The following is a 21,777-nucleotide window of genomic DNA, read 5'->3' on the forward strand; positions in this document are numbered from 1 at the left end:
CCCCAAGGTGTGTGTGGGGAGGGTGTTGAAGATCCCTCCGCCGGCCATCTTCAAGGTGGAAGACCCACTCTATGGGCTGTCGGTGAAAGGATTCACGGATGCCGAATATTCACGTGAAGGGAATTCAATTTCAGCGCAAAGGAATTCGATGAGGTACTCTTGACAGATTGCCCACGGGCAGAAGAAATGTGTCGAATGTCACAGCGATTGCGTGCTTCGTCACTCCCCGGCGCGGGCCACTAGAAGCCGCCGCAGGGAGTCCAACCGCTCCTGCCCGCCGACCCCGGCATGACCCCCGGTCGCCCACTCGTCGAGGGCGCAGTCATCGACCCCGGCGTGCGGGCAGCCCCGGGGGCACTCCGCCGTACCGGGTGCGAGGTCGGGGAACAGCCCCACCAGGGCGTCGCCGTCCACGTGGGCCAGCCCGAAGGACCGGATGCCGGGGGTGTCCACCACCCAGCCGCCGTCGGGCAGCTCCAGCGCCATCGCCGAGGTGGACGTGTGCCGCCCGCGCCCGGTGGTGTCGTTGACCCCGCCGGTGGCGCGTCCTGCGCCGGGCACCAGCTCGTTCACCAGGGTGGACTTGCCGACCCCGGAGTGCCCGACCAGCACGCTCCAGCGGTCGGCGACCAGGTGGTGCACCGCCCCGAGCCCTTCGTGCGGGTCGTCGCCGGACCGCGAGACCACCACCGTCGGCACGTCCAGCGCGGCGTACTGCTCGATCAGCGGTGCCGGGTCGGCCACGTCGGCCTTGGTCACCACGAGGGCCGGCTCGATGCCCGCGTCCCAGGCCGCCACCAGGCAGCGGTCGATGAGGCGCGGTCGGGGCTCGGGGTCCGCCGTGGCGGTGACGATGAGCATGCGCGCCACGTTGGCCACCAGCACCCGCTCGACGGGGTCGGTGTCGTCCGCCGTGCGGCGCAGCAGGCTCTGCCGGGGCTCCCGGCGCACGATGCGGGCCAGCGCATCGGGGTCGCCGGACAGGTCGCCCACCAAGGCCACGTCGTCCCCGACGACGATGCCCTTGCGTCCCAGCTCACGGGCCTTCATGGACCGCACGCGCACGCCGTCGACCAGCACGTCGAAGCGCCCCCGGTCCACCGCCAGCACCCGCCCGCGGGCGGCGTCCTCGTGGGAGGGGCGCTGCTTGGTGCGGGGGCGCGAGCCGCGCTTGTTCGGGCGGACGCGCGCGTCGGCCTCGCTGTAGTCCGAGAGGCGGCGGGCCATCAGCGACCGGCCCCCACCATCGCGTCCCAGAGGCGGTCGAAGCCCGGCACGGTCTTGGCGGTGGTGGCGATGTCCTCCACCTCGACGTCCGGCACCCGCAGACCGAGCACGGCCCCGGCCATGGCCATGCGGTGGTCGGCGTAGGTGTGGAAGGTGCCCCCGTGCAGCGGTCGGGGCGTGATGAGCAGGCCGTCGTCCAGCTCCTCCACCTGCCCGCCGAGGGCGTTGATCTCCGTGGCGAGCGCGCTCAGCCGGTCGGTCTCGTGGCCGCGCAGGTGCGCGATGCCGGTGAGTCGGCTGGGGGAGTCCGCCAGGGCCGCGGTCGCGGCGACCACCGGCGTCAGCTCCCCGGCGCCCGACAGGTCGGCCTCGATGCCGTGGAGCGCGCCACCGGTGACCGTCAGTCCGCCGTCGCCTAGCTCGCACCGGGCTCCCATGCGGGTCAGCAGGTCACGGATCTGGTCCCCGGCCTGCGTCGTCTCGGCCGGCCAGCCGGGCACCGTCACCCGGCCGCCCGCGACGGCGGCTGCGCAGAGGAAGACCGCGGCGCTGGAGAGGTCGGGCTCCACCGTGATGTCGAAGGGGTCGGGGCGCTTGCCCTCCACCCACCAGGTGGACGGGTCGCGCTGCTCGGCCACCACGCCGGCGCGGACGAGGGCGGCACAGGTCATAGCGACGTGCGGGAGGCTCGGCACTGTCCCGGTCGCGCGGACCGTCAGCCCGTCGCGCACGGTGCACCCGGCCAGCAGGAGCGCGCTGACGAACTGCGACGAGGCCGTGGCATCCACCTCGACCGCCGCGTCATCGGGGTCCACCGGGTGCAGCGCGCCGGAGAGCAGCAGCGGCAGCGCGCTGTCCGGGTCGTCGGCCCCGTGGCCCAGTTGGGGGTTCACCGTCATGCCCAGCGAGCGCACCGCGTCCAGCAGGGGGGCGATGGGGCGGTGCCCCAGGCGCGGGTCGCCGGTGAAGGTCACCGGCCCGTGGGCCAGCGAGGCCAGCGGCACCAGGAAGCGCAGGACGGTGCCGGCCAGACCGCAGTCCACTGGTGCCTCGGGGGCGTGCCAGGCGGCCGCGGGGGAGACCGTCCACGTGGTGGTGCCCGCGAGGTCAGTGCCCTCGTGGACCTCGTGGCCGAAGGAGCGCAGTGCCTGCACCATCAGGCGTGTGTCCCGGGCCTCCAGCGGTGCGGTCAGAGTGCACGGTCCTGTCGCGAGCGAGGCGAGTGCGAGCCACCGGTTGGTCCACGACTTGGAGCCGGGCACGGCCACCGTGGCGTCCAGCGGCGAGGCGGCCAGGGGTGCGGGGTAGGCGGGGGAGCATGCCGCAGGGCGCGGGTCAGCACCGGAGTGCTGCCCGCGCCCTGCGAGTCGTTCGTTCACCGGGACGCTCAGGCGTTGACGGTCTTCTTGGCCGACTTCACGGCGTCGTCGACGGCGTCCGAGACGCGGTCGAGCATCGAGTCCTTGCGCTTCTTGGCCACGAACACGTTCTTGGCCGACTTGCCGCCCAGCTTGGCGGTCTTGCCACCCAGCTTGCCGCTCATCTTCGCGGACTTGCCGCCCAGCTTGGCCTGGGTGCCCAGCAGGCTGGACACACCGGCGGCCTTGCCCGCGGCCTTGCCGGCGGAACCGGTCAGGTTGGCCTTGGCCTGCAGCGCCTTGTTCTCGGCACGCACGGCCATCAGGTCCTTCTTCAGGCCGGCGACGGTGGTGGCGTGCTCGGTGCGCTCCGTGGCCAGGTCGGCCAGGTGCTGGGCGCGCCAGGACAGGCCGGGCTTGCCGGCGGTGTCGGCGGCGGCGACCAGCAGGCCACCCGCGATCGCGAGGTTCTTGAGGAACTGGATCTGGTCCCCCTGACGCTCCTCGCCGTCCTTCTCCCAGAAGCGGTGGGCGGTCAGGTTGACGGCGGTCACGTCCGCGGCCAGGGCCAGGGCGCACGCACGGGGCGCGACACCGAGGGAGAGACCGGCACCGGCGATCACGGAGACGTAGCCGTGCAGCTTCATGAGCTGCGAGCCGTCGACGGGCACGCCGACCGGCTCGAGCACGGTGCGGTTGAACTCCTCGGCCACCTCGGCGCCGTGCTCGGAGTCCTTGATGTGGTTGATGCCGGTGGCGACGAAGAGGCCACCGAGCATCGGGCGGGCGATCATGCGGATGGGGTCCATCACGTACTCCTTGATAGGGGATGGGCTCTGGTTGCCAGACTAACGGTGTCGCCTTCCGGCGTCGCGTGGGCAGGTCGGTGATGCTCGCCACCCGTGACGGATCAGTGCAGCGGGCGGGCAGGGACTCCTGCGACGACCTGTCCGTCAGGAACGTCCTTCACGACCACGGCGCCGGCGCCCACCGACACGTCCTTGCCCAGAGTCGTTCCCTGGCGGATCGCGGCTCCGGTCCCGACCGTGCTCCGGGCGCCGATGCACACGTCTCCCGAGATCGAGGCGTTCGGCATCACCGTGACCCCAGGGCCGAGTTGACTGTCGTGACCGACCGCGGCACCGCGGCCGACATGGGTGTGCGAGCCCAGTTCGATGTTGGTGGTGACCGTCGCGAACGGGAACACGACGCACCCCTCGTGCATGCGGACGTCGGGGCCGATGTGGGCCTGGGCGCTCACGAGTGTCGCCTCCACCAGGCCCGCGTCCAGAGCGCGCTCGGCCAACTCCAGCCGAATCGCGCCCGAACCGATGCCCACGGTGAACCTGGCACCGGGGAAGCGTGCGAGCTCTTCGGTGCCACCGAGGTTGCGGAGTGAGATGCGCTCGAGTACCTCGGGGTCCGGAGACCCATCGTCCACCGCTCCCAGGACGTCAGCGGGAGCCGGGGGGAGTGCGCCGGCTCGCACCAGAGCCAGTACCTCGCGGGCGTGACCCCCTGCGCCGACCAGCACCAGTTGTGACGATCCGTCCGGACGCTTGTTACGAGAGATGGACACGGCACGTACTCTATGGCCGACGGAAAGTGCTCGGGAGAGAGGGAACCCGCGTGGCTACGCACGAGGTCGAGGTCAGGGAACGACTTGACCTCATTCATGCCCTGTGCCAGTACGTGGCGGACTCCTCGGGAGTGGACATCCTGGCAGTCAAGGGAGCGGTCGCCCGCGAGCAGTTCACGGCAAGGACCCGGATCGGCACCGACGTGGATGTCCTCGTGCGGCCCGGTCAGGCGGACCGCTTCGTGGAGGCGCTCACTCGGGGCGGCTGGACGATCGGCCGGGAGGCGCACGATCTGGATCTGTCGAACCACGCCGTCGTCCTCGAGCACCCTCTCTGGGCCCTCACCATCGACGTGCACCGACACTTTCCCGGGTTCTCGGCCTCGCCGACCGATGTCTTTCGCCGCCTGTGGGCGGAGCGCGAGTACATACGTCTTGGCGGTCGCGATTGCGCAGTCCCGAAGCGGTGTGCCCACGGTGCCGTGCTGATCGTGAATGCCGCGCGAAACCCGATGGATCGTGACGCCAAGCTCGTCCACGATGGGTGGACGACCCGTGAGTTCGAGCGTGGCGTGAGGATGGTGCACGAGCTCGGAGGGGCCCAGGCCGCGGCCACTCGGTTGCCTGAGTTGTTCCACCCCGAGCGGCGCTCCCACTACTGGCAGGTGGTGAGCAACCAGCCCACCGGGACGGCGATGTGGCTCGCCCGCATCTGGGACACACCGGGTGTGATGCCGCGGTTGAGGCTCTTGGCCTATGCGCTGGTCCCCCCGCCTCTGTGGGGTGAGCGCAACGGTTGGGCGCAACGTCTGCGGCGCACGCCGGAGCACTGGGCGAAGGGGCTGCGCCAGTTGCCGGGTGCAGTGCGACGTCTCGTGCGTATGGCTTGGGGTTCCCGGCGGTGAGCACGGAAGACGTCCGTGACGGACAGGGACCGCGCGTGTGACTGGCGGCACAGTCTGATCAGTACCGTCCTCCCGACGCCTCTCCGGGGATGGACTACCTTGGGGGCCGTCCCGAACCCCAGTCTGGAGCCACGATGCGTATTCTGATCACTGGAGGAGCCGGGTTCATCGGCTCCAACCTCACCCGCCTCGCCCTGGACAAGGGGCACCAGGTGGTGGTCGTTGATGACCTCTCCACTGGGTACCGGGACAACCTGGACGGGCTCGATGTGGACTTCCGTGAGGGCTCGATCCTTGACGACGAGCTCATGGCCTCGGCCATGGAGGGCGTCGAGTCGGTGACGCACCTCGCCGCCCTCGGCAGCGTGCCGCGCTCCATCGCGAACCCCCGTGCCACGCACGAGGCCAATGCGACCGGCACGTTGCGTGTGCTCGAGGCCGCGCGTGACGCAGGGGTCAAGCACGTGGCCTGTGCCTCGTCCAGCTCGGTGTACGGCATGAACCCGGCGATGCCCAAGCACGAGCGCGAGTGGGTTCGGGCGATGTCCCCGTACGCCGTCTCCAAGCTGGCCACCGAGCAGTACACCCTCGCCTTCCAGCAGTCCTACGGCATGGACACCTTGGCGTTCCGCTTCTTCAACGTCTACGGGCCGCGGCAGCGGGCCGGCCACGTGTACGCCGCGGTCATCCCGATCTTCCTGGACGCCCTGCTCAAGGGGGAGGCACTGCCGGTCAACGGTGACGGCTCCAACTCCCGCGACTTCACGTACGTGGGCACCGTGTGCCGAGTCCTTCTGGATGCTGCCGAGCGCAAGGTGACCAATCCCGAGCCGGTGAACCTTGCATTCGGCACCAACACGACGCTGCTGGAACTCATCGACCAGATTCAGGAGGTCTCCGGCCAGGCCGCGGAGGTCGTGCACCGGGACCCGCGCCCGGGCGACGTAAAGCACTCCCAGGCGATGAACGACTCCCTCATGTCGCTGTTCCCCGACGTGGAGCCCGTGACCCTGGAGCAGGGCATCGCCGAGACGCTCGAGTACTTCAGGTCGCTCTGAAGGAGCCTGGGCGCATGCGCGTGCTGATCCTCCTGAAGACGAATGAAGGGGGGATGTGGATCCTCCCCCAGATTCGGGCGCTGCGGGCTCGGGGGGAGGAAGTCGTCGTCTGCATACCGGAAGGGGACGGCAAGCTCCGCCGAGCTCTGGACGGCGAGAGCATCGAGGTCCTGCCGAGCCCGTTCGACTTCGAGTTCGGGCCGCGCTTCTCGACGTTGCGGGGACTGCTCGCGTTGCGGAGCCTTGTTCGTCAGGTGTGCCCTGACGTCGTGCTGTACCACCTCTACGCCTCGGCACTGGCGGGACGCTTGTCTACCATCGGTCTTCCGCTGCGGAGGGTCCACATGGTGGCGGGGCCGCTATACCTTGATTCACCCATCATCGCCCGGGTGGAAGGATTCCTGCGCTCTCTGGACGACACCCTCATCTCCGGTTCCGAGTACACCTTCCGGCGGTACGAGCAGCTCGCCGGTCCTCGCCCGGGGGACCACACGGTCGTGCCCTACGGCGTGGACACGGAGGCCTTCGTTCCTGCCACCCCCGAAGAACGGCGCCGGGCTCGGCGTCGACTGGGGATCCTGGAGGACGAGTTCGTGGCGATCATCGTGGCTTACGTCTACGCACCCAAGACACTCGCCGGGTACACGACCGGTGTGAAGGGTCACGACACGCTGATCGAGGCGTGGGATGAGTTCGCGGCTGGCCAGGAGGGTGTCCGCCTGCTCATCGTCGGGGGTGGCTTCGACGAAGAGGGAGAGGTCTACCGGCAGGAGCTGATGGCTCGCTATCCGGGACGCGGCTTGTTGTGGACCGGCAAGGTCACCGACGTGGCCAGTTACTACGCCGCGGCTGACGTGAGTGTGAGCCCTTCGCTCTCCGAGAACCACGGGGCGGCCTGCGAGGCCGGTGCGCTCGGGCTGCCTTCCATCGTCAGTGACGCCGGGGGTCTGCCCGAGACCGTGGACACTGCAAGTGGCTGGGTGTTCCCGCGGGGGGATGTCCCAGCCTTGGCGGACCGACTGCGGGCAGCGCACCGGGCCTTCGTGGAGGGACGTCTGCGGGCGATGGGGGTGGCTGCGCGCGACCGTATGGTGCGGTTGTTCCACTCACCCTCGGCTGCGGAGAGCGTGGCCGGTGCCGTGCAGGGCGTCGTGGGTTCCGGTGATCCGGTCGTCACGGCCTTCACGGAGGCGCACTTTCATCGAGGGCTCGCCGGGGTCACTGCACCCGATGGTGCGAATGGCGACTCGCAGTGGGGCCGGTACGCAGCGTTGGGAGGGACGCTGCGCGTTGCAGGCCGTACGTCGGCCCCGGAGGAGATCACGGGCGGTGAGGTCGTGAGCACCTCGGCTCTCGTCCCGCTGCCCGAGTACCACGGTGCAGGCGAGTTGGTGCGTGCTTCTCTGCCCTTGATCCTTGCCGTCGACCGGGCTGTCGCGCAGAGCGATCTGGTGATCTGCCGCGTCCCGGGCCCCATCGGTACCCTCGCAGCTTTGAGCGCTCGCTGCCGTGGCGTCCCCTATGTGACGGAGATGGTCGGTGACCCTCTTGACGTGCTGTCCAGTGGTGCAGCTGGGGAAGTGGCCAGACGAGCCGCCAAGGCGGCGGCCAAGGTCACCCGTTGGGTGGTGTCCCATGCCGCCGCCGCACGGTTCGTGACTCGAAGCAACCTGCAGGCGGTCTATCCGGCCGCCCCTGGCCGCCCGGTTTTTGGTATTCCCAACGTGCGTATCCCGCGTGCAAAGTTGCGCAGCGAGCCTCGCGCTATGACGGGAGAGGGGGTTCGTCTCCTGGCCGTGGGGTCGCAGGAGACGAACTACAAGGGGCACGACATCGCCATCCGCGCCCTCGGCCACCTGCGTGAAGACGGCGTCCGGGCACACCTCGTGCTCGTGGGCGGGGGTCGGCTCCACGAGGACCTGAAGGAACTCGCTGGTGAGCTCGGTCTGACGGACTCGGTGGAGTTCACCGGGGCCGTGAGCCGGTCGGAGGTGCGGCTGGCCATGGATGCGGCCGACATCTTGGTGCATCCGTCACGGACCGAGGGGCTGCCCAGGGTGGTTGTTGAGGCCATGGCCACCGGTCTCCCTGTCGTAGCGACGCCGGTCGGTGGTGTGCCGGAACTCGTGCCGCCCGATCGACTCGTGGGTGTGGATGACCACCGAGGCCTCGCTCGCGCCGTGGCAAGCCTGCTCGATCCGGTGGTCTATGAGGAGTCCTCGAGGCTCTCGCTGGAGACCGCTGAGGGGTACGTCCAGGAGCGCGTCGATGAGGCGTTCGCGGAGTGGGTTGCGACGCTCCGATCGCTCGCACAGGAGCGTCGTGCGAGGAACGGAGGCACATGACGGGAAAGGCGGGCCAGGCTCTCGCAGGCAGCCTTGCCTTCAACCTGGGCCAGTGGGCCCTCGTCGTTGCACTGAGCCGCTGGGCGGGCTTGGAGGTGATGGGGCAGTTCGCGTGGGCCCTGGCGGTGTGCACGCCTGTCTTCATGCTGACGAACCTGAGCATGCGTGTCGTTGCTCTGACCGATGAAGACATGGACCACCGGTTCCCGGACTATGCACGACTCCGTCTGTTGTGCTCCGTCGTGGGAGTTGGGTTGGTCTTTCTGCTCGCCCTGGCGCTGGGGCACCTGACGCTCGTCGTCGCCATGGTTGCTGTGGCGAAGGCCTTGGACGCGATCGGGGAGGTGTTCTACGCGTGGTTCCAACGGCAGGAACGCTTTGGGCCCGTGGCGCTCAGTCAGATCGCCAACGGGTTCCTCACGCCGTTGGCGGTGGGGGCCATGCTGCTTGGTGGTGTGCCGGCTCAGATCGCTGTGAGCGGCAGTGTCGCCGCCTCCTTCAGCGCGTTGGCGTGGCTTCTGGTTCTGGCTCAGAAGCAGGGATTGGGACCCCTCACCCTGCACTTCTGGAAGGCGAGCCCCGCCACGTCGTGGCGTGGACTCCTTCTCGTGGCGGCTCCTGCCGGGATCGCGTCGGCGGTGACGTCATTCCTGGCCAACATCCCCCGGTATGCCATCGAGGACATCCTGGGGTCCGAGGCGCTGGCCGTGTACTCGGCCATCTCCTACATCCAGATCGCGGGGCTGACCGTGGTGGGGGCCGTGGCCACGGTGCTGCTGCCACGACTGGTCTCCCTGCGTGAGAGCGGTGGTATCCGCGCAGTGGTCCGGGCGACATCCATCTGGGCGGCAGGTCTGCTGGCCCTCACCCCCGTCGGAGCAGGCGTCGCTTGGCTCCTCGGTGCGCCGGTGCTTCGCCTGCTGTACGAGAAGGACGTCTTCGTGGACGTCCCGGTCCTGGTCTGGCTCGTCGTGTCGCTGGGGCTCGCCGCGGTGGGATGGATGTTCGATCTGGGACTCGCTGCACGTCGCTTGTTCCGTGCTCAGCTGTACTCGACCCTGCTCACGGTGCTGGTGGTGGTACCGCTGGCGTGGTTCCTCACCGCCCGGGGCGGGCTCACGGGAGCTGCGGTTGCTGCTGCAACGGCAGCCTTGGTCCAGGCCATCATCCGGCTGGGCTTTCTCGTGGCGGTGCCGTCGCAGAGGCCGGTGGTGGGCGCGCCTTGAATGTGGCCTGGGTGGTGCTGCACGTCGCCGCAGGGCTGCCGGTGAGCCGCCCAGGGGTGGTGACCCGGCGCGGTTTGGTGTGAACTGAAGATCCCCAGCGATCTGGCTTACGCGTTGCGCCCGGTGAGGATCGGTGGTGTGGTCCTGGACCAGCGGAACAGCGGCGTCCTCGCGAACGGAGCAAGAGCCAGCGGGACGAGGTAACCCACCACCAACAGGATGGGGGTGACGATCCACCAAGATGTCACGCCCAGGTCCTCCAGGAAGAGCCAGCACCCTCCGATGGCTGCGCCGTGGACCAAGTACCACACGATGGAGTTCTTCCCCACCCACTGCATCCAACGGGGCCACGAGACGCGGCTTGCGCACCAGATCAGAAGCAGTACACCGCCCACGGAGAGGGCATAGGCGTGGATCCCGCGCGACCAACGCGCCTCTGGATCGAACACGACGAAGACCGACCACAGAAGAACGAACCCGGCGAGAACGCCGGGCACGGGACCGCGTGTGGACTGCCATCTCGTCATCCAGTGACGCGATGTGGCGCCCAGGAAGAAGAAGCTGCTCCACCAGGCGTAGTGGATGACCAGCTTCGCCACTGCCAGATCAGGGACGAACGTGTATGCGCCGATGGCGATGAGGGCCAAGGGGGCGGGGAAGACCCACACCGGTAGAGACTTGGCAAAGAGACCGAGCGCGTAGCAAGCGGTCAGGACCATCAGGAACCAGAGATGGTGGTAGCCGAGGACCCAGGTGCGCGGGTCAAGGAGTGCCTCCGTCTCACGGAAGGCCACGACCGTCACGAAGGTCCAGACCAGGTACGGCCAAACGATCCCCTTGAGCTTTCCGGAGATGTAACGCTTGGTTCCCTTCGTCAGCGAGGACTCCAAGAGCATGCCTGAAAGAAAGAGCAAGGTGGGCATTCGGTACGGCTGGAGGGCGAACTGCCACCGCTCAAGCCATGGAGGCGGCTCGGCTCCCAGCTGCATCGGCAGGACGGGAACGTGGAGCAACACCACTAGGAGGACGGCCAAGCCCCGTACCGCGTCCATCCATTCGATTCTTCCGTTCTTCGTCTTTCCTTCGGTCATCGTCCTACCACCCACGGTGCGTCTGCCTTCTCGGGTCTGGCATAGGGGCCGCTCTGTCCATGCCCTCAGACTCGTGAAGGCGGTGGGCCTTGTACGGCGGCTCCCGCGGTCATGGGCCGACCTCAACGTGCGACTGTTGCACCTCCGGCACGCACCCGGGGTGCAGGATCGCTGCTCGGCTGCGTGGTGCGGGGGACGGCCTTGGTTGGAGCCGTGGTGCGAGTCAGCCACACGACCAGGAGAAAGACTGCTCCGTACAAGAGCGTTGAGAGCAGCATGTCAAGGTCGCCGCGCATCGAATACATGAGGAAGGTGATGAACAGCGGCGCGAAGAAGAGTGCCGGCCGCCACGTGGTGGCCTTGGTGAGTAGGTACTTGTGGAATGCGGCCAGTAGCGCAAAGACGACAAAGACGCCGACCAGGCCCGCGTTGAGGCGCGCCTCGCCCACGAGGGAGAAGCCGTACCCCGCCTTCGCGTGGGAATCGAGATAGAACTGCACGAACCAGTCGCTCAATGAGGTGAACCCCGAGCTCGAGCCTCCACTGATCATGTTCCAGTAGGAGTGGGTCGCGTCGGTGTCATTGATGGGGTAGCGACTCAAGAGGTAGGTGTCGACGAAGAGGAGGGACCCCTGGTTGAGCACTCCGGTCGTGTCGAGGTCACCATTTCCTCGCGTCGCGAAGATCCATGTTCCCAAGACCGCGAAGGTGCCCCCGACGATCGGTGTCCATCGGGCTGAGCGCAGCAGTCCGAACGTCGTTGCATGGACGAACAGGCTGAAGATCAGGAAGATGAAGTCGCGTTCCGCTGACAGTAGTCCATAGGCAATGAAAACGACCGCGTTGAGGAAATACCACTTGCGAGCCGTCTTGTCCGGCCAGATGAAGAAGAGCATCGACAGGGCGATGGTCTCCAGAAGGACATACTGGTAGTGCAGCGCGGGGGCGGTGCCGACGGACACGGCCTTCTCAAAGGGGCTGAGGACGGCCAGCTGGAGTGCGAAGAACCCCCCGTAGAGGGTCAGGATGAAGAGGGCCACGGAGTAGCCTGTCCATCGTGTCCCGTCGTCGCGCCGCCAATAGGGGTTCGTCCGGAGGGCTTGGGAGTCCCGCGCCAGCAGGTCCACAGTGAGCCAGGCGACGAGTACGACCAGGTATGCGATGGAGGCATCCGGGACCTCTGACACCACGGTGCCTTCGTAGATGTCCTCGCCTCGCATCGTGTTTACGACGGGGCCCAAGGAGAAGAAGGCGAAGTAGGCCGCGACATAGGCCATGACGGACGAGCGTGGACCGCGCCGAAAGAGTAGGACCAGTACGACGGACGAACAGACGAGAATCTCAGTAAGGCTCACGCGCTCTCCCCGCTCCCACGGAACTCCGTCATCGTCGCCTGCCCGTCTTCGGCGATTCCTTCACGGTAAAGCACCGCGCCGACCGTGCGCGCGAGGATCTTGAGATCCAGCACCAGGCTCTGGCGGTCCACGTACTCCACGTCGAGCGCGAACCGCTCCTCCCACGTCAGGGAGTTGCGCCCCGAGGCCTGGGCCAGCCCGGTCAGTCCGGGCTTGACCTCGTGGCGCCGGGCCTGCGTGGGGGAGTAGAGCGGCAGGTACTTCATCAGGAGTGGGCGGGGGCCGACGAGGCTCATGTCGCCCCGGACGATGTTCCACAGCGTGGGGAGCTCGTCGATGCTCGTGGAACGGAGGAAGGACCCGACCCTCGTCATGCGCTCGGCATCGGTCACGCGGCCACGAGCCTCGTCCACGTGGTGCATGGTGCGGAACTTGATCATCTCGAACGGCTCACCGTGCAGACCGGGCCGCGTCTGGCGGAAGAACACCGGCGAGCCGAGAGTGGTGCGGATCGCCACGGCTGCCGCGGCCTGCACCGGCAGTGAGGCTACGAAGGCGGGAACGGTCAGCGCGAGGTCGAGTGCTCGCTTCACCGGCGCGTAGCTCACGAGGCCCCTCAGGCGTCCAGCAGCGTCGTGAGCGCCTCGATGACGCGCTCCTGCTGCTCGTCGGTCATGGTGCTGCTGCTCGGCAGGTTCAGGCCCGTGCGGAAGAGCTCCTCGCACACCTCGCCACCCACCACCGGGGCGTCGGCGAACACCGGCTGCATGTGCATCGGCTTCCACAGGTGGCGGGCCTCGATGCCCTGGCCGGAGAGGGCGCCCTGCACCGCGTCCACGTCGAAGCCGGGGCGGTCCACCACGATGCTGGTCAGCCAGCAGTTGTCGAAGTGGGCGTCGTCCTGGTCCCCGAGCACCCGCACGCCCTCGAGCGCACCGATGGTCTCCACGTAGCGCTCCCGGATGGCGCGGCGACGGCCGATCAGGTCGTCCAGCCGGCCCAGCTGCGCGCGGCCGATGGCCGCCAGGATGTTGGACAGCCGGTAGTTGTACCCGTGCTCGGTGTGCTCGTACCACGGGACGGGCTCACGGGCCTGCGTCGAGAGCTTGCGCGCGTGGGCGATGAGCGCCTCGTCGTCGCTGACGAGCATGCCCCCGCCGGAGGTGGTCATGATCTTGTTGCCGTTGAAGGAGAACGCCGACGCCAGCCCGAAGGAGCCCGCGGCGCGGTCGCCCAGCCGGGCGCCCAGCGATTCCGCGGTGTCGCAGAACAGGGGGACGTCCAGCTCGGCCAGCCCGGCCTCGAGCACGTCCATCTCGCAGACACGGCCGAAGAGGTCTACCGGGACGGCGGCGACCACGGTCTCGCCACGGTCCTTGAGGTCGCGCACGGCCTGCAGCATGAGCTGCGGGTCCACGTTCGCCTCGGACGCCTGGGAGTCGACGAACACCGGGGTCGCGCCGGTGTAGGCGATCGCGTTGGCGGTGGCGGCGAAGGTCATGGAGCTGGTGACCACGTGGGTGCCGGGGCGGGCCCCCAGGTGGATCAGACCCAGGTGCAGGGCCGCGGTGCCGGAGCTCAGCGCGAGGGCGTGCTTCGCGCCCACCCGCTCGGCGACCTCGGCCTCGAAGGCGTCCACCTCGGGTCCCAGCGGGGCCACCCATCCCGAGCGGATGGCTCGGACGACGGCCTGCTCCTCCGCGTCGGTGATGTCTGCCATGGACAGGTGGATGCGCTCGGACATCGGCCACCTTTCGACGATCAAGAAACGCCGCGCTCAGGTTCCGTGCCGGCGTAGGGAAGGACGTCTCCACAGTAGCGCGCGTAGGCCCCTTGGCCACGGCCCGTCGGCGTGTGAGGAACGCAACCCGGCCCCGCTGCGCCCAGCGCGAACACGTCTGCGCCACACGGGGCGCGCGTCTAGCATGGGTGGGATGACGAGCCTCCAGGAGGGTATGCGATGACGCCCACCACCCGAGAGAAGCCGACTGCTGCGGCCGAGAGGTCCGACGAGGTGGTCGATCTGGATGCGGAGACGCCGGAGGAGCGAGCCGCGCGGTTCGAGCGCGAGGCCATGCCGCACCTAGACCAGCTCTACAGCGCGGCTCTGCGGACGACGCGCAATCCCTCGGACGCGGAGGACCTCGTCCAGGAGACCTACGCCAAGGCGTTCGCCGCCTTCCACCAGTACAAGCCGGGCACCAACCTCAAGGCGTGGATGTACCGCATCCTCACCAACACGTACATCAACTCCTACCGCAAGAAGCAGCGGCAGCCGCTGGAGTCCGACGCGGCCGAGGTGGAGGACTACCAGCTGGCCGCGGCCGAGTCGCACACCGCGAAGGGGCTGCGGTCGGCGGAGACCGAGGCGCTGGACCACATCGCGGACACCCAGGTGACCGAGGCGCTCTCCCAGCTGAGCGAGGAGTTCCGCCTGGCCGTCTACCTGGCCGACGTGGAGGGGTTCGCCTACAAGGAGATCGCCGAGATCATGGACACGCCCATCGGCACCGTGATGTCGCGACTGCACCGAGGAAGAAAGCAGTTGCGGGAGGCGTTGGCCGAGTACGGAGCCGCACGTGGCTTCGGCCGGAAGTCCCAGGGCAAGGAGGTCTCCTCGTGAACCGCATGTGTCACGAGTTCGTGGAGGAGCTGTACGTCTACCTCGACGGCGAGTTGTCCGACGCGGACTGTCGGGCGCTGCAGGCCCACCTGGAGTCCTGCGCCCCCTGCATGGCCGAGTACCAGCGTGACGCCCGGCTCAAGGAGCTCGTCCGGCGGTCCTGTGCCTGTGAGCCGGCCCCGACGGAGCTGAGGGAGCGCATCGTCACCTACATCCACAGCAGCGTCACGGTGGTGCGCCGACAGGCCTGACCGGGTGCGGAGCATGCCAGCAGCGGCTGGAGATCCGCCGGACGGCTGGTAAAGAATCGACCAAGAAGCGCCGGGAGTCTTGGAATCGGCTGGGAGTCGTTCAACACTTCAGGGGCACGGCCCCAAACCCGTTCTTGAGGAGATCCCCATGTTCGCCGAGGCCATGACCGTTCTGTCCAACATCTCCATCGAGGCCATTGCTCCGATGGCCAACATCTCCATCGAGGCCATCGCCTCGCTGGCCAACATCTCGATCGAGACCATCGCCCCGCTCGCCAACATCTCCATCGAGTGCGCGGCTCCGCTGGCCAACATCTCCATCGAGTGCGCGGCTCCGCTGGCCAACATCTCCATCGAGACCGTGGATGCCGCTGGAGAGCTCCTGCAGTGATCTCATGACCACATGAGAACTCTCCTGTGGAGCATGGTGCCGACGGCTGTTGCCGTCGGCACCATCACGTTGTGGTCCGCTCCGGTCCCTGACCTGAAGTGGTGGCCGCTGTCCGTGATCCTGCTCCTGCTCGCGGTCGTCGCGCAGCGGGCGACCGCCGTCACCCGGTGGCTGGGGCTCGGGCAGTCCCTCATGGGGGCGGTGCAGGCGCTGTCGTGGATCGTCGCGGGGCCTTGGGCTGCTGTCCTGGCCTCGGTGGTGTTCCCGCTCGTCTCCCGGCAGCGGTCACTCGTGGTGCACGGCTACAACGTGGCCTCTTTCGTGATCATGAGCTGCGCCGGCTGGTGGGGCTTCCACCTCGTGGGCGGGGAGCTCATGCCGGACGCCCCCCGGGCCTTCCAGGACGTCGCGCTGCCGGTCGCCGTGGGGTCCACGGTCCAGGTCCTCGCCAACGTCGCACTCATCGTGCCCGGCCTCGCGCTCCTGCGGGGCCACCGCCTGCCGGCCCTGTCGCTGGACGTCGTCCGCGTGCTCCGGGCGGGGGCCTTCAACCAGGTCCTCGGCGGAGTGGTCTTGGCCCTGTCCATGTGGGCGATCGAGCCGCACGGGGTGGGGCTGTTCGTCGCAGGCGTGCCCCTGCTGGTGCACATGGCGGTGCTCGGCACGATCGCTGCAGCCGAGCTGGGCCAGGCCCGGGCGCTGCGCACGCTCTCCCGTGCCGCCCAGACGAGTGACCCCTACGTGGAGCTCCACGGTGCGCGGGTGGCGGAGTACGCGAAGGAGATCGGTCGCCACCTGCGGCTGGGCCCGCACCAGATGGAGAGCCTCGACCTGGCCGCGCGCCTGCACGACATCGGCTTCGTCGCCCTGCCGCCCGAGGAGGGGGACCTCGTGTCCGCCCACGCAGCCCAGGGGGCGCGCATGGTGGAGGGGCTGCCCTTCCTGGACGCCGCGGCACGTCTGATCCGTGAGAGCCACGCTCCCGTCGCCCCGCCCGACGGGAGCCCCTGCAGTCATCCGATCGAGCTGCGGGCCATGCAGGTGGCCGACGCCGTGGACGCCATGGTGGGTCAGCGTCCCGAGAGCACCGTCGACGAGATCTGCGACGTGCTGGAACAGCACCCGGCGCTCTACGACCCGCGCGCGGTGAACGCGCTGCGCAGCGCTCGCCCGGTCCTGCAGACACCGGTCACCGAGCTGTCAGCGCGACCCGGCTGGTGGCACCACGACCTTCCCCCTGCCCTGCGAGGTGGCTGATGAGTGCGTGTATGGAGGCGCAGTTGACGCTCCTGGCGGTCCTCGTCGTCGCCGTCGTGCTGTCCAAGTGCTGGGGGCACCTGCAGGCGTCCATGTGGTTCGTCGCCCGGGCGGCGCAGCTCGGCTTGGTGGGGCTGCTCCCGGCGTCGTTGGGCGGGGGCTGGACGGGCGTCGGCACGGTGCTGGCGGCGGCCGTCCTCACGAGCCCGGTGGCGTGGGTCCTGTCGGGCAAGGGGCGCACCGGGCTCCTGAAGGTCGCCCCGGACGCCTTCTACTGGGCAGGGGTCTCCGCCCTCACCGGCCTCGGGGCCGCGACCGCGAAGGCCACGGGGATGCCCAACGGCGGGGTCTCGGTGATCGTCGCCGTCGTGGTGGTCGTCGGTCTGTGCCTGGAGCTCATGCTGGGGCGCGGCGCCACGGGGCGGATGGGGCTGCGGGCCCTGCTCCCCGCGGAGACCTTCGCGACGCTGAGCATCGCCGCCACGGCAGCGGCCCTGGTGGCCGTGGTGCCGGTGACCGGTTGGTGGTTCGTCCCCGTCGCGCTCGCCCCGCTGCTCAACATCTCGTCGGCGCTCAAGGGGCGCAGCCGCGCGCGCGCCGTGGCCCAGGAGACGGTCACGGCGCTGTCCCGGCTCCCCGACGTCGCGGGCTACACGCGCCCGGGACACGGGGCGCGCGTGTCGGACCTGGCCGTCGACATCGGGCGCGCGATGGATCTCGGGGACGGGGAGCTCGAGGTGCTGCGACAGGGCGGGCTGCTCCACGACGTCGGCCTGGTGTCCCTGAACACGCGCATCAAGGAGGGCGGCACCAGCCTCCTCGCACCGCTCGACGAGCAGCGCATCGCCGCACGGTCCGCCGAGATCGTCGCCGAGGTGCCGGCCGACCCCGAGGTCACCGAGGCGATCCGGAGCCGGCCCTATCCCTTCATCGACCACGTGATGTACCGGGCGACCCTGTCGCGGGCGGCCCGCGTCCTGAAGGTGGCCAACGCCGTGGACGACTACACCGGCGGCGAGCGCAGCGAAGACGCCCTGCGCCGGGCCCTGACGCGCCTGTCCATGCACCAGGGCTACGAGTTCGACCCCGAGGTGGTCGTGGCGGCCCGTGCGGTCCTCACCGACCCGGTGAGTGTGGACGACTGACCACACGCTCGCCGCCACGCGACGAAGGGCGCCGTCCGGAGGTGGCGGGTTCTAGTGGTCCTCGCAACACCCTGTTCTTCAGGGAGTTGCGAGGACCATGTGGTTGTCTGAGGTCAAGAGCGCGTTCTGGGCGGCGTTGGATGCTCATCAGGGGAATGTGCGGGCTGCTGCGCGTGCGGTCGGGGCGAACGAGAACACCGCTGCTGGGTGGGTGCGCAAGGCGGGGTTGTCTGGTCGGGGTCGGCCGGGGACAGGGCCTCATCCGCGGCGGGGTGAGTACGACCGGTTACGTGCTGCTGGAGTCACCCGTCGGGATGCCGCCGAACGGGTCGGGGTGCACGTGCGTACGGCCGAGGACTGGGACCGGGGAGTGCGCAGGACCAACGGGGCCAGGATCTATCCCGATGGGCGACGGGTGGACTACACCACGGGTATGACCAGGATCGTGTCGGTAGAGCCCTCCCTGTCGGTGGTGGAGAAACGCCTGCACCCCAGGTATCTGACCGTGACGGACCGGGAGACCATCGCTGACCTGCACCGGCAGGGCATGTCGTTGCGAGGGATCGCCCGGGTGCTGGGCCGGTCGGCGTCCACGGTCAAGCGGGAACTGGACACGTACAGCACTGGCGGGGTGTACCTGCCCCACCGGGCCCAGCGGGCCTGGGCCCGGTCGCGGGCCAGGCCGAAGGAGTCGAAGCTGGCTCGACCGGGAGCGCTTCGGGACTACGTCAGCGAGAAACTCGCCCTGCGGTGGTCCCCGGAACAGATCAGCCGTTCCCTGCCAGGGGCGTTCCCGCAGGACGACACTGTGCGGGTGAGTCACGAGACGATCTACCAGGCGTTGTACTTCCAGGCCCGCGGCGGATTGCGCCGCGAGGTGGCCACCGCGTTGCGGACCGGGCGGGCCCGCCGGGTGCCCCGCACCAGGCCCGATCAGCGGCAGAAGAGGTTCACCGACCCGATGGTCATGATCAGTGATCGTCCCGCGCAGGTGGAAGACCGGGCCGTGCCGGGCCACTGGGAGGGTGATCTGATCCTGGGCGCTGGTGGACGCAGCGCGATCCTGACCTTGGTGGAACGCTCCACCCGGTACGTGATGCTCGGGCACCTGCCCGGTGGGCACACCGCTGAGGAGGTCCGGGACGTCCTGGTCGACCTGATCGGGACCCTGCCAGAGCACCTGCGTGGGTCGCTGACCTGGGACCAGGGGTGCGAGATGGCCGCTCACCGGCAGTTCACGATCGCCACCGGTGTACCGGTGTACTTCTGCGACCCACACTCACCCTGGCAGCGCGGGTCGAACGAGAACACCAACGGACTGCTGCGGCAGTACTTCCCCAAGGGCACCGACCTGTCGGTCCACGGCCCGGCCGAACTCGAATACGTCGCCCAGGAACTCAACGGCCGCCCACGCAAAACGCTCGGCTGGGCAAACCCAGCCGAGCGCCTGCGTGATCTACTGACAACCAACTAGGCCATCAGGTGTTGCGAGGACCCCTTGAAACCGCCGGTCCGGACGGCGCCCTTCGTGATGGGGGAGAGGGGCTCAGGCGGCCTTCTTGGTCTCCCAGAAGATCTCGGCGATCTCGTCGATCTTGGCCAGCAGCTGGTCGGCGATCTCGGCGTCCAGCGCACCCTTGGCACCGGAGGCACCTGCGAGCTTCGTGGCCTCGTTCACCAGCTGGTGCAGCTGCGGGTACTTCTCGAAGTGCGGGGGCTTGAAGTAGTCGGTCCACAGCACCCAGAGGTGGTGCTTCACGAGCTCCGCGCGCTGCTCCTTGATGATGATGGCGCGGGTGCGGAAGTCGGCGTCGCCGGCCTTCTCACCGTCGACCTTGGCGATGATGCCCTTGATGGACTCGGCCTCGATGCGGGCCTGGGCCGGGTCGTACACGCCGCAGGGCAGGTCGCAGTGGGCGCTGACCTCGAGGGTGGGGGCGACGAAGCGGGAGAACATGTCACAACCTTTCGCTGGAGTGTGCGTTCCCCCGCCACCCTAGGCGGTGCGCCGCGAGGTCGCGACACTCGGGGGTCGCGGCCTCGCGGGCGCTGGGCGGCGGTGCTCAGTCCAGGGCGCTGGCCCCGGAGTCGGCGTCCGCGGCGGAGCCGGTCAGCGTCGCGTTCGCCTGGGTGTCGTCCTGTCGGTGCTGCTCCAGGTCGTAGGTGGCCTCGTGGTCCATGTACTCGCGGGACTCCTCGTGGCTGGAGAAGTGCCGGGCCGCGACCTCGTCGCGGTCCAGCAGCGGCACGTCGACGGCCGAGACCAGCTCGTGGCCGGTCACCCGGGCGTCGTCACCGGGCTTGAAGAGCTCCTCGCTCATCTTCTCGCCGGGGCGCAGGCCGGTGTAGGTGATCTCCACGTCCCGCTTGCCGGACATCGCGATCAGGCGCTTGGCGACGTCGACGATCTTGACCGGGGTGCCCATGTCCAGCACGCAGACCTCGCCGTCGTGCCCGATGGCGGCCGCCTGCATGACCAGCTGGCAGGCCTCGGGGATGAGCATGAAGTAGCGCTCGACGTCCGGGTGGGTCACGGTCACCGGACCGCCGTTGCGGATCTGGGCGGTGAAGGCCGGGATAACCGAGCCGCGGGAGCCGAGGACGTTGCCGAAGCGCACCGAGACGTAGCGACCCGGCTCCTTCTCGCCGAAGTCGCTGGTGATGCGCTCGGCCAGTCGCTTGGAGTAGCCCAGCACGCTGGTGGGGTTGGCGGCCTTGTCGGTGGAGACGTTCACGAAGGTCTGCACGCCGGACTCGGCGGCCGCGGTGAGCACGTTGTGGGTGCCCATCACGTTGGTCAGCCAGGCCTCGTGCGGGTAGGCCTCCAGCAGCGGCAGGTGCTTGAGCGCCGCGGCGTGGAAGACCACCTCGGGGTGGTGCTTGGTGAACACCGCGCGCAGGCCGTCCAGGTCGCGGATGTCGGCCAGCACGAGGTCGTCCGAGTTGAGCAGGCCGTGGCCGCGCAGGCTCATGGAGGTGGCCTGCAGCGAGGACTCGTCGCGCTCCAGGAGCAGGAGCTTGGAGGGGTTGAACTTGGAGATCTGGCGGGCGAGCTCTGAGCCGATGGAGCCACCGGCGCCGGTCACCAGCACGACGCGACCGGACAGCTCCTCGGAGATGGCGGCCTGGTCCAGCTCGATGGGACGGCGCCCCAGCAGGTCGGCCAGGTTGATGTCACGCAGGTCGGAGACGCGCGGGCGTCCGTCGGCGATGGACACGATCGGGGGCAGCACCATGGTGCGCAGTCCGGCCTTGTCGCCCAGCTCGGTGAGCTCGCGCAGGAGCTCGGAGTCCGCGTTCGGCAGGGCGATGATCAGGTGCGAGGCGTCGTGCTTCTCCGCCAGCTCCTTCATGTCCTGCCGGGTACCACGAACACGGACCCCGTCGATGCGCAACCGGGACTTGCTCGGGGCGTCGTCGAGGAACGCGACCGGCTCGTAGGCAGCGTTCGGGTCCTCGATGATCGAGCGCACGAGCTGGCGTCCCGCCGAGCCCGCGCCGAAGATGAGGGCCCGGTGTTCGCGATCGGCCTCCGCGGCCTGCTTGGTGTGACGGCTCCGGAGCACGAGCCGCAGGGCCAACATGCCCGCCAGCGCCAGGGGACCGGCGATCAGTGGCACACTGCGCGGGATCACCACGCCGGGTACAAGCAGCTCGAGCACGAACAGCGGGAGCATCGTCAGCACGACGACCCGGGCGAGGTCGACGACTTCCTCGAAGGATCCCCGCTGGTGTCCGACCGCGTACGGGCCGAGCAGGAAGCCGAGGGCGACGTGCAGGACGGCAGCCACGCTGGCCATTCCGAAAGTGCCCCAGGTGACGGTCTGGACGACGCCGAAGTCGAAACGCAGGGCAGCCGCCGCCCAGACGGCGACGAACCACATCAGGGCGTCGATGCCCGCCCACATGATGCGGACCTGACGGTCGCGCGTGGCCGGATCCGGGCGCGCTTCACTGGGCACGACA

Annotated in this window: 20 protein-coding genes; 10 read left to right on the forward strand and 10 right to left on the reverse strand. The window is 68.8% G+C overall.

Annotated elements, in window-relative coordinates; all coding sequences use genetic code 11:
- Positions 1-219: 219 nt before the first annotated feature.
- The 4 genes from rsgA to ACY8FT_RS01460 all read right to left on the reverse strand — a co-directional run bounded on the left by rsgA (position 220) and on the right by ACY8FT_RS01460 (position 4,164).
- A complete protein-coding gene (rsgA, locus tag ACY8FT_RS01445) occupies positions 220-1,227 on the reverse strand; it encodes a ribosome small subunit-dependent GTPase A (RefSeq protein WP_462417172.1) in 1,008 nt (335 codons plus the stop codon).
- On the reverse strand, positions 1,227-2,606 hold the full coding sequence (aroA, locus tag ACY8FT_RS01450; protein ID WP_462417173.1) for a 3-phosphoshikimate 1-carboxyvinyltransferase: 1,380 nt from the start codon (positions 2,604-2,606) through the stop codon (positions 1,227-1,229). Before aroA ends, rsgA begins: the two co-directional genes overlap by 1 nt.
- A gap of 8 nt (positions 2,607-2,614) precedes the next feature.
- Positions 2,615-3,394: a DoxX family protein gene (locus tag ACY8FT_RS01455; protein ID WP_462417174.1), complete on the reverse strand. Its 780-nt coding sequence runs from the start codon at positions 3,392-3,394 to the stop codon at positions 2,615-2,617.
- A 101-nt stretch (positions 3,395-3,495) separates the two neighbouring features.
- The gene (locus tag ACY8FT_RS01460) at positions 3,496-4,164 is read right to left on the reverse strand and encodes an acetyltransferase (RefSeq protein WP_462417175.1); all 669 of its coding nucleotides are present in this window, start codon (positions 4,162-4,164) and stop codon (positions 3,496-3,498) included.
- 50 nt (positions 4,165-4,214) lie between these two features.
- Here ACY8FT_RS01460 and ACY8FT_RS01465 point away from each other — a divergent pair, with 50 nt between their 5' ends.
- From ACY8FT_RS01465 to ACY8FT_RS01480, 4 genes are all read left to right on the forward strand, one after another.
- On the forward strand, positions 4,215-5,069 hold the full coding sequence (locus ACY8FT_RS01465) for a nucleotidyltransferase family protein (protein WP_462417176.1): 855 nt from the start codon (positions 4,215-4,217) through the stop codon (positions 5,067-5,069).
- A 134-nt stretch (positions 5,070-5,203) separates the two neighbouring features.
- On the forward strand, positions 5,204-6,127 hold the full coding sequence (locus ACY8FT_RS01470) for an NAD-dependent epimerase/dehydratase family protein (RefSeq protein ID WP_462417177.1): 924 nt from the start codon (positions 5,204-5,206) through the stop codon (positions 6,125-6,127).
- Positions 6,128-6,141: 14 nt separating this feature from the next.
- Positions 6,142-8,472 (forward strand): glycosyltransferase, encoded by a 2,331-nt coding sequence (locus tag ACY8FT_RS01475; protein WP_462417178.1) that lies wholly within the window; start codon positions 6,142-6,144, stop codon positions 8,470-8,472.
- The gene (locus ACY8FT_RS01480; RefSeq protein WP_462417179.1) at positions 8,469-9,698 is read left to right on the forward strand and encodes a lipopolysaccharide biosynthesis protein; all 1,230 of its coding nucleotides are present in this window, start codon (positions 8,469-8,471) and stop codon (positions 9,696-9,698) included. The genes ACY8FT_RS01475 and ACY8FT_RS01480 overlap by 4 nt, the downstream gene beginning before the upstream one ends.
- Before the next feature lie 107 nt (positions 9,699-9,805).
- Here ACY8FT_RS01480 and ACY8FT_RS01485 read toward each other — a convergent pair whose 3' ends face one another.
- From ACY8FT_RS01485 to ACY8FT_RS01500, 4 genes are all read right to left on the reverse strand, one after another.
- Complete coding sequence (locus ACY8FT_RS01485; RefSeq protein WP_462417180.1) at positions 9,806-10,789, reverse strand: acyltransferase family protein; 984 nt, start codon at positions 10,787-10,789, stop codon at positions 9,806-9,808.
- A gap of 122 nt (positions 10,790-10,911) precedes the next feature.
- Entirely contained in the window at positions 10,912-12,144 is a 1,233-nt protein-coding gene (locus ACY8FT_RS01490) for a hypothetical protein (protein ID WP_462417181.1), read from the reverse strand.
- Positions 12,141-12,752 carry a sugar transferase gene (locus tag ACY8FT_RS01495; RefSeq protein ID WP_462417182.1) on the reverse strand — a complete coding sequence of 204 codons (612 nt, stop codon included), beginning with the start codon at positions 12,750-12,752 and terminating at the stop codon, positions 12,141-12,143. Before ACY8FT_RS01495 ends, ACY8FT_RS01490 begins: the two co-directional genes overlap by 4 nt.
- An 8-nt stretch (positions 12,753-12,760) precedes the next feature.
- Positions 12,761-13,888: a DegT/DnrJ/EryC1/StrS family aminotransferase gene (locus tag ACY8FT_RS01500; RefSeq protein WP_462417183.1), complete on the reverse strand. Its 1,128-nt coding sequence runs from the start codon at positions 13,886-13,888 to the stop codon at positions 12,761-12,763.
- 216 nt (positions 13,889-14,104) lie between these two features.
- Here ACY8FT_RS01500 and ACY8FT_RS01505 point away from each other — a divergent pair, with 216 nt between their 5' ends.
- The 6 genes from ACY8FT_RS01505 to ACY8FT_RS01530 all read left to right on the forward strand — a co-directional run bounded on the left by ACY8FT_RS01505 (position 14,105) and on the right by ACY8FT_RS01530 (position 19,285).
- Entirely contained in the window at positions 14,105-14,767 is a 663-nt protein-coding gene (locus ACY8FT_RS01505) for a sigma-70 family RNA polymerase sigma factor (RefSeq protein WP_462417184.1), read from the forward strand.
- 5 nt (positions 14,768-14,772) lie between these two features.
- The gene (rsrA, locus tag ACY8FT_RS01510) at positions 14,773-15,018 is read left to right on the forward strand and encodes a mycothiol system anti-sigma-R factor (protein WP_462418374.1); all 246 of its coding nucleotides are present in this window, start codon (positions 14,773-14,775) and stop codon (positions 15,016-15,018) included.
- Positions 15,019-15,166: 148 nt separating this feature from the next.
- A complete protein-coding gene (locus tag ACY8FT_RS01515) occupies positions 15,167-15,409 on the forward strand; it encodes a hypothetical protein (RefSeq protein ID WP_462417185.1) in 243 nt (80 codons plus the stop codon).
- A gap of 12 nt (positions 15,410-15,421) precedes the next feature.
- Positions 15,422-16,666: an HD-GYP domain-containing protein gene (locus ACY8FT_RS01520; protein WP_462417186.1), complete on the forward strand. Its 1,245-nt coding sequence runs from the start codon at positions 15,422-15,424 to the stop codon at positions 16,664-16,666.
- An 11-nt stretch (positions 16,667-16,677) separates the two neighbouring features.
- On the forward strand, positions 16,678-17,811 hold the full coding sequence (locus tag ACY8FT_RS01525; RefSeq protein WP_462417187.1) for an HD-GYP domain-containing protein: 1,134 nt from the start codon (positions 16,678-16,680) through the stop codon (positions 17,809-17,811).
- A gap of 97 nt (positions 17,812-17,908) precedes the next feature.
- Complete coding sequence (locus ACY8FT_RS01530) at positions 17,909-19,285, forward strand: IS30 family transposase (RefSeq protein ID WP_462417188.1); 1,377 nt, start codon at positions 17,909-17,911, stop codon at positions 19,283-19,285.
- Positions 19,286-19,357: 72 nt separating this feature from the next.
- Here ACY8FT_RS01530 and sodN read toward each other — a convergent pair whose 3' ends face one another.
- Both sodN and ACY8FT_RS01540 read right to left on the reverse strand, forming a co-directional pair.
- A complete protein-coding gene (gene sodN, locus ACY8FT_RS01535) occupies positions 19,358-19,768 on the reverse strand; it encodes a superoxide dismutase, Ni (protein WP_462417189.1) in 411 nt (136 codons plus the stop codon).
- A 106-nt stretch (positions 19,769-19,874) separates the two neighbouring features.
- Complete coding sequence (locus tag ACY8FT_RS01540) at positions 19,875-21,773, reverse strand: polysaccharide biosynthesis protein (RefSeq protein ID WP_462417190.1); 1,899 nt, start codon at positions 21,771-21,773, stop codon at positions 19,875-19,877.
- Positions 21,774-21,777: the final 4 nt, after the last annotated feature.

Source organism: Kytococcus sp. Marseille-QA3725 (assembly GCF_054950055.1).

Excerpts from the sequence above, each read along its gene's own strand:
- rsgA (WP_462417172.1), bottom strand. The coding sequence starts at position 1,227 with ATGGCCCGCCGCCTCTCGGACTACAGCGAGGCCGACGCGCGCGTCCGC.
- ACY8FT_RS01455 (WP_462417174.1), bottom strand. The coding sequence starts at position 3,394 with ATGGACCCCATCCGCATGATCGCCCGCCCGATGCTCGGTGGCCTCTTC.
- ACY8FT_RS01470 (WP_462417177.1), top strand. The coding sequence starts at position 5,204 with ATGCGTATTCTGATCACTGGAGGAGCCGGGTTCATCGGCTCCAACCTC.
- ACY8FT_RS01475 (WP_462417178.1), top strand. The coding sequence starts at position 6,142 with ATGCGCGTGCTGATCCTCCTGAAGACGAATGAAGGGGGGATGTGGATC.
- ACY8FT_RS01480 (WP_462417179.1), top strand. The coding sequence starts at position 8,469 with ATGACGGGAAAGGCGGGCCAGGCTCTCGCAGGCAGCCTTGCCTTCAAC.
- ACY8FT_RS01485 (WP_462417180.1), bottom strand. The coding sequence starts at position 10,789 with ATGACCGAAGGAAAGACGAAGAACGGAAGAATCGAATGGATGGACGCG.
- ACY8FT_RS01500 (WP_462417183.1), bottom strand. The coding sequence starts at position 13,888 with ATGTCCGAGCGCATCCACCTGTCCATGGCAGACATCACCGACGCGGAG.
- ACY8FT_RS01505 (WP_462417184.1), top strand. The coding sequence starts at position 14,105 with ATGACGCCCACCACCCGAGAGAAGCCGACTGCTGCGGCCGAGAGGTCC.
- rsrA (WP_462418374.1), top strand. The coding sequence starts at position 14,773 with ATGTGTCACGAGTTCGTGGAGGAGCTGTACGTCTACCTCGACGGCGAG.
- ACY8FT_RS01515 (WP_462417185.1), top strand. The coding sequence starts at position 15,167 with ATGTTCGCCGAGGCCATGACCGTTCTGTCCAACATCTCCATCGAGGCC.
- ACY8FT_RS01520 (WP_462417186.1), top strand. The coding sequence starts at position 15,422 with ATGAGAACTCTCCTGTGGAGCATGGTGCCGACGGCTGTTGCCGTCGGC.
- ACY8FT_RS01525 (WP_462417187.1), top strand. The coding sequence starts at position 16,678 with ATGGAGGCGCAGTTGACGCTCCTGGCGGTCCTCGTCGTCGCCGTCGTG.
- ACY8FT_RS01530 (WP_462417188.1), top strand. The coding sequence starts at position 17,909 with ATGTGGTTGTCTGAGGTCAAGAGCGCGTTCTGGGCGGCGTTGGATGCT.
- sodN (WP_462417189.1), bottom strand. The coding sequence starts at position 19,768 with ATGTTCTCCCGCTTCGTCGCCCCCACCCTCGAGGTCAGCGCCCACTGC.